The sequence below is a fragment of the Megamonas sp. Calf98-2 genome (assembly GCF_900110235.1).
Lineage (GTDB): Bacteria > Bacillota > Negativicutes > Selenomonadales > Selenomonadaceae > Megamonas > Megamonas funiformis.
Genome location: NZ_FOCY01000006.1, coordinates 60,902 through 78,012, shown reverse-complemented (window position 1 = coordinate 78,012; position 17,111 = coordinate 60,902). Strand labels below are relative to the sequence as shown.

12 protein-coding genes and 1 other annotated feature are annotated in these 17,111 nt (G+C 31.9%); of the genes, 8 read left to right on the top strand and 4 right to left on the bottom strand.

Annotated features, from left to right (window positions below; genetic code table 11):
* Positions 1-374 (top strand): PepSY domain-containing protein (locus tag BMX03_RS03075; RefSeq protein ID WP_177159344.1); only part of this gene is annotated, 374 nt, incomplete at its 5' end.
* A gap of 59 nt (positions 375-433) precedes the next feature.
* Here BMX03_RS03075 and leuS read toward each other — a convergent pair.
* Complete coding sequence (leuS, locus tag BMX03_RS03070) at positions 434-2,905, bottom strand: leucine--tRNA ligase (RefSeq protein ID WP_091693724.1); 2,472 nt, start codon at positions 2,903-2,905, stop codon at positions 434-436.
* A gap of 53 nt (positions 2,906-2,958) precedes the next feature.
* Positions 2,959-3,149 (bottom strand) — a binding site (T-box leader).
* Positions 3,150-3,353: 204 nt separating this feature from the next.
* Between leuS and BMX03_RS03065 the strand changes: the two genes are divergently transcribed.
* The 6 genes from BMX03_RS03065 to BMX03_RS03040 all read left to right on the top strand — a co-directional run bounded on the left by BMX03_RS03065 (position 3,354) and on the right by BMX03_RS03040 (position 11,456).
* Positions 3,354-3,824, top strand: coding sequence for an RrF2 family transcriptional regulator (locus BMX03_RS03065; RefSeq protein WP_015562146.1), 471 nt, complete (start codon positions 3,354-3,356; stop codon positions 3,822-3,824).
* A gap of 199 nt (positions 3,825-4,023) precedes the next feature.
* Complete coding sequence (brnQ, locus tag BMX03_RS03060) at positions 4,024-5,184, top strand: branched-chain amino acid transport system II carrier protein (protein WP_091693721.1); 1,161 nt, start codon at positions 4,024-4,026, stop codon at positions 5,182-5,184.
* A gap of 184 nt (positions 5,185-5,368) precedes the next feature.
* Complete coding sequence (gene lepA / locus BMX03_RS03055; protein ID WP_022228740.1) at positions 5,369-7,165, top strand: translation elongation factor 4; 1,797 nt, start codon at positions 5,369-5,371, stop codon at positions 7,163-7,165.
* Entirely contained in the window at positions 7,165-8,307 is a 1,143-nt protein-coding gene (gene hemW / locus BMX03_RS03050) for a radical SAM family heme chaperone HemW (RefSeq protein WP_091693718.1), read from the top strand. The genes lepA and hemW overlap by 1 nt, the downstream gene beginning before the upstream one ends.
* A 239-nt stretch (positions 8,308-8,546) precedes the next feature.
* Positions 8,547-10,214 (top strand): ribonuclease J, encoded by a 1,668-nt coding sequence (locus BMX03_RS03045; protein ID WP_075554755.1) that lies wholly within the window; start codon positions 8,547-8,549, stop codon positions 10,212-10,214.
* Between the two features lie 348 nt (positions 10,215-10,562).
* The gene (locus tag BMX03_RS03040) at positions 10,563-11,456 is read left to right on the top strand and encodes a DMT family transporter (RefSeq protein ID WP_091693715.1); all 894 of its coding nucleotides are present in this window, start codon (positions 10,563-10,565) and stop codon (positions 11,454-11,456) included.
* Between the two features lie 103 nt (positions 11,457-11,559).
* On the opposite strand, the gene BMX03_RS03035 is transcribed toward BMX03_RS03040, so the two are convergent.
* A complete protein-coding gene (locus BMX03_RS03035; protein WP_015562140.1) occupies positions 11,560-12,444 on the bottom strand; it encodes a diacylglycerol/lipid kinase family protein in 885 nt (294 codons plus the stop codon).
* A 15-nt stretch (positions 12,445-12,459) separates the two neighbouring features.
* Entirely contained in the window at positions 12,460-14,115 is a 1,656-nt protein-coding gene (locus tag BMX03_RS03030; protein WP_091693712.1) for a putative polysaccharide biosynthesis protein, read from the bottom strand.
* Positions 14,116-14,313: 198 nt separating this feature from the next.
* On the opposite strand from BMX03_RS03030, the gene BMX03_RS03025 reads away from it, so the two are divergent.
* Positions 14,314-15,087: a DUF4931 domain-containing protein gene (locus BMX03_RS03025; RefSeq protein ID WP_022228735.1), complete on the top strand. Its 774-nt coding sequence runs from the start codon at positions 14,314-14,316 to the stop codon at positions 15,085-15,087.
* Between the two features lie 34 nt (positions 15,088-15,121).
* On the opposite strand, the gene BMX03_RS03020 is transcribed toward BMX03_RS03025, so the two are convergent.
* The gene (locus tag BMX03_RS03020) at positions 15,122-16,750 is read right to left on the bottom strand and encodes a peptide chain release factor 3 (RefSeq protein ID WP_008539867.1); all 1,629 of its coding nucleotides are present in this window, start codon (positions 16,748-16,750) and stop codon (positions 15,122-15,124) included.
* Between the last annotated feature and the right edge of the window lie 361 nt (positions 16,751-17,111).

The window sequence follows — 17,111 nt, the reverse complement described above, 5'->3', positions numbered from 1 at the left end:
CCATAAATAAATTTAGGGGCTTTACGCTCGCATTTGGTAAAGATATTTATGATATAGAATTTTATGCTGATAATAAAGAATATAATTATAATGTAGATATGTATGGCGGAGAAATTTTGGCAATGGATTATGAGATTGATAAAAAATATTATGCCAAATTATCTGGAAAACCAGTAGATGAAGCGGGTGCTATTGAATTAGTAAAAGCACAAATTCCAAATTGTACTACAGGTGATATTAATTTGAAATTAGAACATGATGATGACTATTTACAATATGAAGGTAGAGCACAAGTCAATGGTGTTTTATATGAATTTACCATAGATAAAAATACAGGAACTTTCGTAGAATGGAAATGGAAAAATCATAAATAAAAATAAGCTATAGCAAAGTAAAATTTTAATTGCTATAGCTTATTTTTTATAGACTAATCTTAGCCTTTAACAACGATATTTACAAGTTTTTTAGGAACGCTGATTACTTTAACGATAGTTTTACCTTCGATTAAGCCTTTGATTTTTTCATCATCAAGAGCGATTTCTTGTTGTGCTTCACGAGTAGCAGAGGAAGATACCATTATTTTGCTACGTAATTTACCATTTACTTGGACAACAACTTCAACTTCATCAGCAATAGTAGCTTTAGGGTCAAATGTTGGCCATGTAGTATGATGTACGCTACCTGTTTGACCGATTTGTTGCCAAAGTTCTTCAGTAACATGTGGTGCAAATGGTGCTAAAAGTTTAATTAAGTTGATAACTACTTCGCGAGCAAGACCTGCATTTAAGTTGCCATCTTTGAATACATAGAAAGCATTTACAAGTTCCATGATGGAGCTAATTGCAGTGTTGAAAGTACTACGAGTACCGATATCTTCAGTTACTTTTTCAATAGTAACATTTAAAATACGGAATAATTCTTTTTCTTCTTTAGTGAGTGCTTTTACATCAAAAGTTGGATTTTCTTTAACTTTATCAGCATAGGAAAGGATAATTCTCCATACACGCTGAATGAAACGCCAAGCACCTTCAACGCCTTGGTCACTCCATTCAAGGTCACGTTCTGGTGGAGCTGCAAATAAAATAAAGAGACGAGCAGTATCTGCACCATATTTTTTGATGATTTCTTCAGGAGATACAACATTTCCTTTAGATTTACTCATTTTAGAACCATCTTTGATAACCATACCTTGAGTTAAAAGGTTTGTAAATGGTTCATCAAATTCTACAAGACCTGCATCTTTTAATACTTTTGTGAAGAAACGGGAATATAATAAATGCAAGATAGCATGTTCAATACCACCGATATATTGGTCAACAGGGAGCCAATAATTGATAGCATCTTTGCTAAATGGAGCTTTATCATTATGTGGGTCAGCATAGCGCATATAGTACCAGGAAGAGCAGATGAATGTATCCATAGTATCTGTTTCACGTTTTGCAGATGCGCCACATTTTGGACATGTGCAATTTACGAAATCTTCAGCTTGAGCAAGTGGAGAAGTTGCACCAGTTTCAAATTTTACATCTTTAGGTAATTTTACAGGTAATTGTTCTTCAGGAACGAGAACTTCACCGCAATGAGGGCAATAAATAATAGGAATTGGAGCACCCCAATAACGTTGACGGGAGATGAGCCAATCACGTAAACGATAATTTACACGACGTTTGCCGAGATTATTTTCTTCGAGCCAATCAATCATAGCTGTGATAGCTTTACGATTATTCATGCCAGTGAATTGACCGGACTCTACAAGTTCACCATCTTCAACGTATGCATTTTCCATAGTTTCAAGTGTTAAATTATGTTCTTTATTTTGAATAACAATTTTCATTGGTAAATTGTATTTTTTAGCGAACATAAAGTCACGTTCATCATGAGTAGGAACACCCATAACAGCACCAGTACCATATTCAAAGAGAACATAGTTTGTTACCCATACAGGAACTTTTTCACCATTGAATGGATTTATAGCATAAACGCCTGTGAACATACCTTTTTTCTCAGATTCACTAGAAGTACGTTCGATTTCATTCATATTGTGTACTTCTTCAATGAATTTTAAGATTTCTTGTTCGTTTTCTTTGCCTTTGATGAATTTTTTTACAAGTGGATGTTCTGCTGCAAGTACAACATAAGATGCACCAAATACAGTATCAGGGCGAGTTGTATAAACAGAAATTTTTTCATTGTAATCAGGTACATCAAAGCTAAATTCAGCACCTTCACTGCGACCAATCCAGTTATCCTGCATGATTTTTACGCGGTTTGGCCAGCCTTCAAGTTTATCAAGGTCTTTTAATAATACATCAGCATAATCTGTGATTTTTAAGAACCATTGTTCAAGGTCTTTTTTCACTACTGTATCATCACAGCGCCAGCATTTACCATCAATAACTTGTTCATTAGCAAGTACAGTATGGCAAGTTTCACACCAGTTAGCAGAAGCTTTTTTCTTATAAGCTAAGCCTTTTTTATAGAATAATTCAAAGAGCCATTGAGTCCATTTATAATAATCTTCATGGCAAGTAGCAACTTTTCTATCCCAGTCATAAGAAAGACCCATTTCTTTTTGTTGACGAGTCATATTTGCCATATTATCTTCAGTCCAGTCAGAAGGACTAACACCATGTTTGATAGCTGCGTTTTCAGCAGGCATACCGAATGCGTCAAAGCCCATTGGATGAAGTACATTGAAACCATTCATAGTTTTATAACGAGCAATAACATCACCGATGGAGTAATTGCGAACATGTCCCATATGTAAATTACCAGATGGGTAAGGGAACATTTCAAGTACATAATATTTTGGTTTGTTTGGGTCCATATTAATCTGGTAAGCTTTTGTTTCGTCCCAGATTTTCTGCCATTTTTTTTCAATGGATTGAGGACAATATTTTTCCATAAAATTAACACTCCTATACTATTTTTGGACATTAAAAAAGCCCCTGGCAAAATGCCAGGGACGAATTATCGCGGTACCACCCTGATTGATAACAAAAAGTTATCCTCTTTAAAATCTTAACGGGATTAGCGGTGCTTTTGCACTCCTCCACAGCGAGTTCAATTACATGATTATAGGCTCGCATCAACCGCCTACTTTCTGAAAAATCCTTAAATAATTTACTACTCTGTATCATTGGATTTGAATTTGATATAAACAAATATCATTATACTTAGCTATAATATTAAAGTCAAGTAATATTGTTACATTGTTAATTTTTTATATAATTAAATACCTGATATTTTATAGGTGTATAATTGAGAAAAAATAGAAAAAAATTGAGAATATAGCAGTTTTTAAAATTGATTTCCTACTAAAATAATAGTAAAATATTTATGAGGTGATTTTGATGAAGGTTTCAACAAAAGGTCGATATGCATTGAGAACAATGATTGATTTAACAGTGAATAATACAGGTAATCCCATTCCGTTAAAAGATATTGCAACTAGACAGAATATAAGTTTGAAATATATGGAACAGATAATTTCTTTATTGATAAAAGCAAAATTAGTAAAAAGCGTGCGAGGAAATAATGGAGGTTATTTATTAGCAAAATCTAGTATGCAATACACAGCTGGCGATATTTTGCGAGCAGCTGAAGGAGATATGGCTCCAATTGCTTGTATTGAAAAAGATCATTGTAATTGTAATAGAGCTGATTATTGTAGTGTATTGCCATTTTGGTTAGGCTTGAATAAAGTAATAAATGGTTATTTAGATAGTGTTACTTTATCAGAATTGGCAAGACAAGCTAAAGAAAATAATGCAATGATTACTTGCCAACAAAATGAAAAACAAAATAAAAAAGATAAAAAATAATCCTTAGTATTTATGCTGAGGATTATTTTATTTTACATAGGATTATCATAAATTAATCAATAAAATGAAAAAATGATTAAAAGTATATTTTTTAAAAAATATACAAATTTACATTTTTTGTATTGTGTATATTTTATTTTGCCTATATAATATAAAAATATGACTATAATCGTAATACATTAAAAGAAAGGATTTTATTATGCAAGTAAAAATTAGTGATGTAGTTGTAACGGGTTTTGCATTATTTGCAATGTTTTTTGGTGCAGGAAATGTAATATTTCCTCCATATTTAGGTATGACCTCTGGAACAGAGTGGTTAACAGGTTTCTTATGTTTTATATTTATTGACGTATTTTTATCTTGTATCGGAATATTTACTATAGTTTATGGTGGCGGTGGCATTAAAGCCTTAGAAAGTGTTGTAGGTAAAATTCCAGGTATGATTTTAAATATAGCAGCTGTATTATGTACAGGTGTATTGATTGCTCCACCAAGAACAGCAGCGACTACTTTTGAAATGAGTATTGCGCCATTTACAGATAAGATTTCCTTATTTGTGTTCTCTATTATTTTCTTTGGTATAGTATTTGCTTTTACTATTCGCCCTACACGTTTTGTTGATATAATCGGTAAATTTTTAACACCTATACTCATTATTTGTACATTTATTTTGATTATCGCAGGTATTCTCAGTCCTATTGGTGAAATCGCAGCTCCAGTATCCCAAACAGTTGCTGAAGATGGTATCATTGCTGGCTATCAAACAATGGATATCTTAGTTGTATCTGGTTTTGGTCTTGTAATGCTCAACACTTTACGTTTAAAAGGATATGTAGAACGTAAATCCCAGATAAAAGCAATCATTGGTGTTTGTATCGTTGCTGGTATTCTATTATCTTTGATTTATGGTGGCTTAGCTTATTTAGGTGCTACTTCTAGCGTGGTTTTAGGTAATAATAATCTCAATCAAGCACAGCTTATTGTAGCTATTACAAATCATTTAATGGGTCATATAGGTATGGTTATTTTAGGTATAATCGTAGGTTTTGCTTGTTTGACTACTGCTGTAGGTCTTATCGGTTCCACAGCTTGCTTCTTTGAAGATTTTACAAACAAAAAAATCAAATATCCTGTATGGGTTGTTATCAATACATTAACTAGTATTTCTCTTTGTAATTTAGGTTTGACTACTATTATAAATGTAGCAGTACCAATTTTAACAACAATTTGCCCACCATTTATGATAACAGTATTATTGTTATTATTCCGCAATCAAATTAAAAATACTTTAGTTTATAAAGGTATTGCTTTAGTGGCATTTTTATATGGTTTGATTTCTACAATTCAATCTTATATGTAATTTTTAATTTATTATTTGATGTGAAATATTTATGAGATAAAAATAAAAACTAGGGAGTATATTCTTCCTAGTTTTTTTATATAATATTATTTATCTTTTATATAGGCTATAGGTATAGCTATTGCTAGAAACTTCTACTAAATGATATAATTATAACAATAAAATAATTAATGGAGGAACAACGTTGGACGCAAAACATATTAGAAATTTTTCGATTATTGCTCATATTGACCATGGTAAATCTACTTTGGCTGATAGATTAATTGAATATACAGGTACGCTCACTGAACGTGAAATGGAATCTCAGGTTTTAGATAGCATGGATTTAGAGCGTGAACGTGGGATTACAATTAAAGCACAGACTGTACGTTTACATTATAAAGCTAAAGATGGCGAAATCTATGAATTAAACTTAATTGATACACCAGGTCATGTGGATTTTAACTATGAAGTATCTCGTAGTTTGGCTGCTTGTGAAGGGGCTTTATTAGTTGTAGATTCTACGCAAGGTGTGGAAGCACAGACTTTAGCTAATGTATATTTAGCATTAGAACATGATTTAGAAATTATTCCAGTTATTAATAAAATTGACTTACCTAGTGCTGAACCTGAAATGGTAAAACAGGAAATTGAAGATATTATAGGTCTTGATACTTCTGATGCAGTACTTGCAAGTGCTAAAGCTGGTATTGGTATCGAAGATATTTTAGAACAAATTGTACAAAAAATTCCAGCGCCACCAGAAGAGCCAGGAAAACCATTAAAAGCGCTTATTTTTGACTCTTATTTTGATGCATATAAAGGTGTTATTGCACATATTCGTGTAATTGATGGTTCTATAAAACCTGGTATGAAATTAAAAATGATGGCTACAGGTAAAGAATTTGAGGTAACAGATATTGGTTGCTTTAGACCTGCTCCAGTAAATATTAGCTCTTTAGAAACAGGTGAAGTAGGTTTTGTAGCTGGTAGTTTAAAAAATGTACGTGATGTACGAGTTGGTGATACAATTACTGATGCAAACAATCCTGCAAGTGAAGCTTTACCAGGTTATCGTGGGGTAACACCTATGGTATATTGTGGTCTTTATCCGGTAGATAGTTCTGATTATGAAAATTTAAAAGATGCTTTAGAAAAATTACAATTAAATGATGCAGCACTTACTTTTGAACCAGAAACATCTATTGCCTTAGGCTTTGGTTATCGTTGCGGTTTTTTAGGCTTATTACACATGGACGTTATCCAAGAACGTTTGGAACGTGAATATAAATTAAAGCTTATTACTACAGCACCAAGCGTTATTTACCATGTATATAAAACTAATAAAGAAATGGTAAAAATTGATAACCCAGCTTCAATGCCATCTCCTACAGAAATTGAACATATTGAAGAACCTTATGTAAAAGCTACTGTAATCGTGCCTAATGATTATGTGGGACCTGTAATGGAGATTTCTCAAGAAAAACGTGGCGTATTCAAAACTATGGATTATCTTGATGTAAATCGTGTAATGGTAATTTATCACATTCCACTTAGTGAAATTATCTATGATTATTTTGATAAATTAAAATCTGCTACTCGTGGATATGCTTCACTTGATTATGAAATGACAGATTATCAGACATCTAAATTAGTAAAACTTGATATCTTGTTAAATGGAGACCCAGTAGATGCTTTATCCACTATTGTTCATGTAGATAAAGCAGCAGCTCGTGGTCGTCAATTAGCGGAAAAATTAAAAACTATAATTCCACGTCAGATGTTTGAAATTCCTATTCAGGCAGCAGTGGGCAATAAAATTATTGCTCGTGAAAATGTACGTGCTATGCGTAAAGACGTACTTGCAAAATGTTATGGTGGGGATATCACACGTAAACGTAAATTATTAGAAAAACAGAAAGAAGGTAAAAAACGTATGAAAGCCGTAGGTTCTGTAGAAGTTCCACAAGAAGCTTTCATGGCGATTTTAAAAATAGACTAATGGGATTTGGCATATATATTCATATTCCATTTTGTAAACAAAAATGTTTTTACTGCGATTTTGCTTCAACTGCAAAAAAAGTAGATGAAACTTTATATGAACAGTATATAAATGCACTTTGTCAGGAAATAACCATGTATCAGGCGTTATTTCCTGATATTTGTATTGATACGATTTATTTTGGTGGCGGAACTCCTTCGATTTTGCCACCAGATTTAATTATACGAGCATTAAATGCTGTAAAGGCAAATTTTACTTTAAATTCTGATATAGAAATAACTTTGGAAGCAAATCCAGGAACTGTAGATGAGCAAAAATTACAGTATCTTTATCAAAATGGAATTAATAGATTGAGTTTTGGTGTACAAGCAGTACAAGATGATTTATTGCAAAAAATAGGACGAATTCACACGATTAAAGAAGCTGAAATGGCTATAGAAATGGCTCAGAAAATAGGTTTTAAAAATATAAGTATGGATTTAATGTATGGATTACCTGGGCAAACTTTAGAAATGCTCAAAGAAGCTGTATCTTGGGCAGTAAATAAAAATATGCAACATATTTCTATTTATGGTTTACAAATAGAAGAAAATACCGTTTTTGGCAGATTATATGACCAAGGGAAATTGATATTGCCATCAGAAGACGAAAGTGAAATGATGTATGATTATTTGACAGAGCAATTGCCTAAATATAATTATAATCGTTATGAAATATCTAATTTTGCGAAGATTGGTTATGAAAGTAGACATAATTTAGCTTATTGGCAAGATAAATTTTATCTAGGATTAGGGGCAGGTGCTCATGGATATTATAATCAAAAACGTGTGCAAAATCCTTTTGACATAGATGAATATATAAAAAAATGCAATCAAAAAATATTGCCGTTTATCAATGAGGAAATAGTAGATGAAAAAGCACATATTGAAGAATTTTGTTTTTTAAGTCTGCGTATGGCTAAAGGCATAGATAAAGAAATTTTTAAGCAAAAATTTAATACAGATATAGAAAGTTTATACGGTGAAATTTTGCCAAATCTAGAAAAAGATGGGTTGATAATCAATACTCAAAAGTATATTTATTTAACCTCCAAAGGCATGAAATTTGGCAATCAAGTATTTAGTGAATTTCTTTTAGATTAATAAAAATACGAATTGATATGTAGTTATGATTTATAACCAAAAGACATTGATAATGCAGGGGCTTCTTTACAAAGAATGAATTTAGTTATATAATTAATTCGAGTATTAAATGTTTCGGTGTATATATATTATTTATCAAAGGTCATCTGTACGGGACGGATTTACGTTTAAATTTACAACAATAATGAATACTAAAAAATAAATATATATATAAATATAAATTTGGAGGTGCTTTTTTTTTGGCAAAGGAAGCTCAAAAATTGCAAATAATTCCTTTGGGTGGACTTGGCGAAATTGGTAAAAATATGACCGTTGTACGTTACGGTGATGATATTATCGTTATTGATGCTGGGTTGATGTTCCCTGAGGAAGAAATGCTAGGTATAGATTTAGTTATTCCTGACATTACGTATTTATTAGAAAATAAAGATAAGATAAAGGCTATTGTGCTCACACATGGTCATGAAGACCATATCGGAGCATTACCTTATGTCTTACGTCAAATTCCTAATATACCAGTTTATGGTACACGTTTAACTTTAGGAATTTTAGAAGGTCGTTTAAAAGAAAATGGAGTGGATTCTAGTAATCTTCATCCTGTATATCATGGAGATATAATAAGTGCAGGTTGCTTTACTGTTGGTTTTATACGTGTAAATCATAGTATTGCTGATGCATGTGGTTTATCCATTAAAACTCCTATGGGTATGATTGTACACACAGGAGATTTTAAATTTGATTATACGCCCGTAGATGGTAAAATGACTGATTTTAGAGCTTTTTCTGATTTAGGAAATAGAGGCGTTTTAGTATTATTAGCTGATAGCACAAATGCAGAACGCGAAGGGCATACACCAAGTGAACGTACAGTAGGTATTGCCTTTGAAAAAGCTTTCCGTAAAGCTAAAAATCGCATAATTATCGCGACTTTTTCGTCAAATGTACATCGCATACAACAAGTGGTAGATACAGCTATTAAATATAATCGTAAAGTAGCTATTTTAGGCCGTAGTATGATAAATGTAGTAAATATATCTATTAAATTAGGTTATTTAAATATGCCTGAAGATATGTTAATCGACATTGATGAAATCAATAATTATCCAATGAACCAAGTGGTAATAATCACTACAGGTAGCCAAGGTGAACCAATGTCAGCGCTCACTCGTATGTCTACAGCAAATCATCGCAAAGTAGGCATTGTGCCAGGTGATACAATTATTATTTCAGCTACACCTATTCCTGGAAATGAAAAATTAGTATCAAGAACAATAGATAATTTATTAAAACAAGGCGCTGATGTTATCTATGGACGTGATGAAGGAATTCACGTTTCGGGTCATGCTAGTAGAGAAGAATTAAAATTAATGCATAATTTAGTTCGTCCTAAATTTTTCATACCTGTACATGGTGAATATCATCATATCGTAAAGCATGCTAAATTAGCTGAAAGTATTGGTATGCCGAAAGAAAATATTTTCATCAGTGAAATTGGACAAATTTTAGAATTTACACGTGATAAAGGTCAAGTAGTAGGTAAAGTAACTTCTGGTAAAGTATTAATCGATGGTCTTGGTGTTGGTGATGTAGGTAATATCGTACTTCGTGACCGCCGTCAATTATCTCAAGATGGTATCTTAATCGTAGTTGTTACTATGGATAAAGAAGGTCGCTTTATCGCAGCCGGCCCAGATATCGTATCTCGTGGTTTTGTCTATGTTAGAGAATCAGAAGCTTTAATGGAAGAAGCAAAAGAAAGAGTAACTTCTGCTATTGAACATTGCTTAGATAACGATATTACAGAATGGTCCGTGATAAAAAATGACATTCGCGAAGCTATTGGTAGATATCTTTATGAAAAAACACGTCGTCGTCCAATGATTTTACCAATCATCATGGAAGTGTAAAAATAATAGCTAAATTTAAAGAGAAGAATGTATATTCTTCTCTTTTTTATTATAAAAAATAAATTCTGAAAATATTTACAAATTTAATAGTAAGTATTATAATTATACTATGAAATTAAAGAAAACGTTTACTAAAGAATTGGATAGAGAAAAAATAAAATATATTAAAAATAAAATTGTTGATAAGAAAATTTTAAGAAAGGGGGAAAGTATAAAGTTCAATAAAATTAAGTTTTTATAAATTTTCATGATAAAATAATAAAATTTTAACAATATTTAAAAATAAAAGTTAATATATTTATATTTATGGAAAATGGTAAACGTTTGCTAAAAGGGGGAAGTTAAAAAATGGGAAGTTTAATTAAATTGGGTAAAAAATATTTTTTTGAATTTAGTATTTTAAGCATTATATTAATTTGGTCATCAAACAATGCAGTAATGAAAATAGGAATTGAGGAAATAGGACCATTTATCTATAATGCTTTACGTTTAACTATTGCAGCACTATTATGTTGGCTTTGGTTATATAAGACACATACATATAGAAAAATGCCATGGAGAGATTTAAAATATTTAATATTATTGGCTTTAGGTGGATTTTGTTTGACACAAGTTTGTTTAACTTTTGGATTATCAAAAACAACCGCAGGTAATGCATCATTAGCTTCAGCTATTATGCCATTAGCAGTAGCATTATTAAATAAATTGTTTAAACAAAATCCTTTGTCCAAAAATGTTATTTTAGGTTTAATTATTTCTTTTGTAGGAATGATGGCAATTATTTTTAGTTCAAATAAAGAGATCAGTTTTGCTAATCATCATTTAATTGGTACATTAGTAGTAGTTTTAGGACAATTTAGTAATGCTTATTATACTATTTATGCTAAGGATTTACTTAATAAATATTCTCCTTGTCAAATTGTAAGTTTTTTAATGAGTATTTCGGCTGTTGTATTTTTTCTATTAGGAATACCAGAGTTACAATTTATAAATTTTGAAACTTTATCTAATGAAGCATGGATAAGTGTAGTTTATTCTGGAGTTTTTGCTCTTTGGTTAGGTAATATTGTATGGGTATGGGCTGTTGGTAAAATTGGTAGTGTAAGAACTGCAATTTATCAGTATTTGTTGCCAGTATTTTCTCTTATATTTGCATATATATTATTAGGAGAAACTTTAGTATTAGGACAAGTTTTAGGTACTATATGCATTTTAGTAGGAATGATATTAAGTAAAAAATAAACATTGTGAATTATTTTTTTTATATTATAAATTGTTATACTTATAAAAAATGCACTTTAAAAGTAGGATATCAATCTAACTTTTAAAGTGCATTTTGTTTATTTTATAAGACAAACATTTTTAATTTATTAGAAATAGTACGTACTTCTAGTGGTAATACAGGGCCAAGTTCGCCATCTAAATCGCTTTCCACGCGGTCTGGGCAAGAGAATTTGAAATAAGATGCTTGTTTGTAGATAATATTTTTATTATCAAAAGATGTTTTTCCTGCCACTGTATCAGCTACAATTTTCATCAATTCAGGAATATTACATTGTTTTAATAATATCATGTCTAATTTACCATCATTGATTTTGGCGTCCATAGATATATTTTTGAAGCTAGCTACAACAGGTGAATTAACGACTAACACAAAGAATATTTTTTCTTTGATAATTTCACCATCAGCTTCAATTGTGAAATCTAAACCGCGAAATCTAGGAAGTTCACCGAGTCCACGGAAATAATAAGCTAATTTACCAAAAGTATTTTTAAGACGAGTATCAACTTCATGAGCAACACCTGTCATCATACCAGCACTGATTACATTGATAAAGTATTCATCACCGATAGAACCAACATCTACATATTGAGTTTTTCCAGTGATGATACTATTGATATATTCATCAAATTTGGCATCAATACCAAGATGAGAAGCAAAATCATTAGATGTACCACTAGGAATAATACCTACAGGTACGTCAAGATTTTCTTTTAAGGTCATATTGATTATTTTATGCAAAGTACCATCGCCACCAGCTGCAATGATACCATCAGCATTTACATTGCGTATGCAATTAGCGAAAAATGGATCAAAGCTTTCTTTTTTAGTGCGGTAAGGCATGATGATACAATCACGACTTTGAAATTGATTGATAATATCGTCTAATTTTTTCTTAAACATGGCATCACCAGAAACTGGATTATATGCCAATAGAAATTTTTTCATTTTATAATCTCTCCATTAATTTTTTAAAACACCAATTTTTTTGAAGAAACGAATACTAGGGGCACCAATCATAGGAATGCGTTCGATATCTGATTCCATGATACCACCAATTAAAATTAAGACAATAATATAGAAGAACATACCAACAAATAAAGATGCAAAAGTAGCTAAAGCATTGCTTGCTGTTTCGTATAATAAGAATTCATAGCCAAAATGAATAATACCAGCCATGATAGTAGCAGAAACAATAGTTTTTAATAATTGCATGATTTCAATTTTATAATTGATATATTTATATAAGAAATATAGATTGATTAAAGCTGCAATACCGATATCAGCAACAGTAGCCCATGCAGCACCCATGATGCCGAGTGAAGGCTGTGCTGTTAATACCCAGTTTAAAATAACTTTAGCAATGGCAGCGATAACCATATTAATCATTGGAATAGTAGGGTGTCCAAGTCCTTGAAGAACGCCAGTAGTAACTTGATGAAGACCAAGTAATACTATACTAAAGGATGAAACCCAAACAGCAGGGCCTGCTCCAGGTGCATTGTAGATTAAAGTTGAGATAGGCACAGCCAACATCATAACTGTTACAAATGCAGGGAAACAGATAAAGTTTGAAATACGCATAGCAGCTGCTGTTTGATTGAAACAACGTGTTTTATCTTTTAACGTACGAGCTTCAGAGATAGCAGGTACGATACTTACAGCAAGAGAAGCTGTTAAAATAGTGGAAAGATTGACAAGTGGTACAGCCATACCAGTCAAATAACCGAATAATTCTGTAGCTTCATTTACGCTATAACCAGCTACTTCTAAACGCGCTGGTACGATTAATAAATCAAGGTTAGATACAATCGGAAGCATGATACTAGCAGCAGAAACTGGAAGTGCCAATACAAAGATACGTTTAATAATTTTCCAGACAGAAGCTGTTTGAGCATCATTTACAGGTTTTAATTCATTACCATAGTTTTTGACAATATCTTTTTCTAATTTTATATGGAAATAAACTAAAACCATGACACCAGTAATAGCACCAGCTAAGGCACCTAAGGAAGCACCAGCTGAAGCATATTCAAGTCCATAAGGTAAGAGGAGTTGAGCGAATAAAATCATAGTTACAACGCGGAATATCTGTTCAACAATCTGTGATACAGCAGTTGGTGTCATGCGTTGCCAACCTTGTAGATATCCTCGAGAACTAGCTAAGATAGTAACGAAGAATACAGCTGGAGCAAGTGCAATAATGGAATAATATGCACGAGGGTCACGCACAAATTGCCAATCTATGAGCCATTGAGCACCGAAATAGGTCAGCAAACTAAAAAATAAACCAGTGCAGAACATAAAGCACATGGAAATGCGAAAAATGCGTTTTGCCCCAAAAATATCATTTAAGGCAACTCTTTCAGCTGTTATAATAGAAATAGCTACAGGAACACCTGCAGAAGAAACGGTCAAGGCTAAAAAATAAATAGGAAAAGCCATTTGATAAAGACCGATACCTTCACCGCCTAAAACGCGGGAAACAAAAATCCAGTTTAGTGAGCCGATAACTTTAACTACCAAGCTAGCGACTGTTAATATAAAAGTTCCTTTTAAAAAGCTTTCAGCTTTATGAGATTTTTTTGAAGTAGTATCTTGTTCGTTAATGGAAAACACCTGCTTTAAAACATCATTTTCTTTTAATTGAAAAGACTGTATAATAGTAAATACAGCTTAAAAAAAGTAATTATACTAGAAAATTATAGCATTTATCGTAAAACTATGCTAGTATATTTTATTTTTATAACTATAAAGCTAGGATTAAATGAGCATTGAATGAGTTTTAGTAAAATAAAAAGAGAAAGGAAAATTTTTATGGAGTATAATTATCTAGGATTTGATATAAATATTGGTAAATCAAAACCTGAAAATATTGTACATAGAGAAGTTGCTTGTCCATTTTGTGATGTGAAAAGTTTAAAAAATATCATAGAAATAAAAAATGATATGATATTTTTGGAAAATAAATATCAAGTTTTACAAGATGCTTATCAATTATTAATTATTGAAGGCAGTGAATGTAATGCAGATATTCCTGATTATACTTTAGAACATATGCAAGAACTCATGCATTTTAGTATAAATCACTGGCTCAATATCATTAATAGTAAAAAATATAAAACAGTACTTTTCTTCAAAAATCATGGGCCTTTATCTGGTGGAACTATGCGTCATCCACATATGCAAATTGTCGGCATTAAAAATTTAGAGTTTAAAAATATGTGTGATAAACGCCAATTTGAGGGCATTAAAATTGCAGAAAAAAATAATGTAGTTATGAACTTGTCTACAAAGCCACGTGTGGGATTTACAGAAGTCAATGTGATTATGCAAGGTCTAAATGATATTGATACCTTAGCTGAATTTGTGCAAATAGGCGTTGATTATATCATGAATCATTTCAGCGTAAATTGTAGCAGTTATAATTTATTCTTCTATTTAATTGAAGGCAATATACATGTAAAAATAATGCCTAGATTTGCAACATCACCATTATTCATTGGCTATAATATCGAACTTGTGCCAAATAATTTACAAGAGATTGCAAAACATATAAAACAATTATATTTTGACAAAAAAAACGACTAAGCATTTAAGCGTAGTCGTTTTTTTATTTATTAAATTATTTCATATCGTCTTCAGCATCTTGTTTTTCTGGTGGTACAGGGAACATTTCTAAATCTGGATTATTATCTTGAATCCAGCCTAATGCCCATTCGTTGTTTACAAGAAGCACAGGACGATCTTTCATATCATATACGAACATTCCACGGTCAGCACCACGGAGAGATTCTGGAGTTACAGGACGATTATCTTTGAAGCGAAGCCAACGAGCAACTTCAAATGGTTGCATATTCATGACTATTTCTGTATTATATTCGCTTTTTAAGCGGTATTCTAATACATCAAACTGCAATTGTCCTACAGTACCAACGATATAAGATTCCATACCAGCACCTGCTTGTTGGAATAATTGTACAGCACCTTCTTGTGTAAGCTGCATGATACCTTTTACGAATTGTTTGCGTTTCATAGTATCTTTAGCAGAAACACGAGCAAATCTTTCTGGTGGGAATACAGGGAAATCTGCAAATTTGAATTTGTGAGAAGGCATACAAAGTGTATCACCAATACCGAAGATACCAGGGTCAAATAAACCAACAATATCTCCAGGGTATGCAGTATCAATGATTTGACGGTCTTGAGCTAAGAATTGTTGTGGCTGAGAAAGTTTTACAGCTTTGCCACCTTGCATATGATAAACGCTCATACCACGTTCGAATTTACCAGAGCAAATGCGAATGAAGGATAATCTATCATGATGAGCAGGGTTCATATTAGCTTGAATTTTGAAGATGAAGCCAGAGAAATTTTCATCATCAGGGCTGATAAGACCATCAGAGCTCATACGAGGTTGAGGAGCTGGTGCAAGACGAAGATATTCTTCTAAGAAACCACGTACACCGAAGTTAGTCATGGCACTACCAAAGAACATAGGTGTCAATTCACCTTTATTTACTTTGTCCATAGACCATTGTTCGCCAGCAACATCAAGTAAATCAATATCATCTAATAAAGCTTGATAATCAGTGTCGCCAATGATTTCTTTAGCTTTTGGGTCTTTTAAATCAAAAATTACAGACTCACGTTCTTCTTGACCATGAGATGTATCTTCACTGAATAATTCTACTTTTTCAGTTTCGCGGTGATAAATACCTTTATAATGACCATCTGTACCGATAGGCCAATTCATTGGATAAGAGCGAATACCTAAAACATCTTCGATTTCTTCCATTAATTCAAGTGGAGCTTTACCAAAACGGTCAAGTTTATTAACAAATGTAAAAATTGGAATATGACGTTGTTTACAAACTTTGAATAATTTTTTTGTCTGTGCTTCGACACCTTTGGCTACGTCGATAATCATGACAGCACTATCTACAGCCATGAGTGTACGATAAGTATCTTCACTGAAGTCTTGGTGACCTGGAGTATCAAGGATATTGATACGGCAACCAGCATAATCGAATTGAAGTACACTAGAAGTTACAGAAATACCACGCTGTTTTTCAATTTCCATCCAGTCAGAAACAGCATGACGTTGAGTTTTACGGGATTTTATAGAACCTGCTAAATGGATTGCACCTCCATAGAGCAATAATTTTTCAGTTAAAGTAGTTTTACCAGCATCTGGGTGAGAGATAATCGCAAAAGTACGTCGTTTTTGAATTTCAGTTTGTAATTCCGACAATTTAAATCCTCCTATAAAAAAATAGTACTATCTTTTTATTCTATCATAAGTAATGATAGAGTGGTAGAAGTTTATTAAAATAAGCATCATAATTAAGCATTATAATTAAATGTCCTGTAATAATATACATAAATATATATATTTAAAGGTAACAGATTTAAATATATAATTAAGAAATAGGGAATTTATTTACTAGATAGTACATATTATTTATTGCTTATTAAAAGATAAAAAATATAAAATTTTTAAATTAGGTACTTGGCTGTTGTAAACTTGTAAAGTATAATAAACAACATCAAGACTAAGACCTACATAAAGGAATTATAATAATTATATTTTAGGCCTATGCTGGGAGGAATCA

Coding starts and splice junctions, on each gene's coding strand:
- leuS (WP_091693724.1), bottom strand. CDS start 2,905: ATGGAAAAATATTGTCCTCAATCCATTGAAAAAAAATGGCAGAAAATC.
- BMX03_RS03065 (WP_015562146.1), top strand. CDS start 3,354: ATGAAGGTTTCAACAAAAGGTCGATATGCATTGAGAACAATGATTGAT.
- brnQ (WP_091693721.1), top strand. CDS start 4,024: ATGCAAGTAAAAATTAGTGATGTAGTTGTAACGGGTTTTGCATTATTT.
- hemW (WP_091693718.1), top strand. CDS start 7,165: ATGGGATTTGGCATATATATTCATATTCCATTTTGTAAACAAAAATGT.
- BMX03_RS03040 (WP_091693715.1), top strand. CDS start 10,563: ATGGGAAGTTTAATTAAATTGGGTAAAAAATATTTTTTTGAATTTAGT.
- BMX03_RS03035 (WP_015562140.1), bottom strand. CDS start 12,444: ATGAAAAAATTTCTATTGGCATATAATCCAGTTTCTGGTGATGCCATG.
- BMX03_RS03025 (WP_022228735.1), top strand. CDS start 14,314: ATGGAGTATAATTATCTAGGATTTGATATAAATATTGGTAAATCAAAA.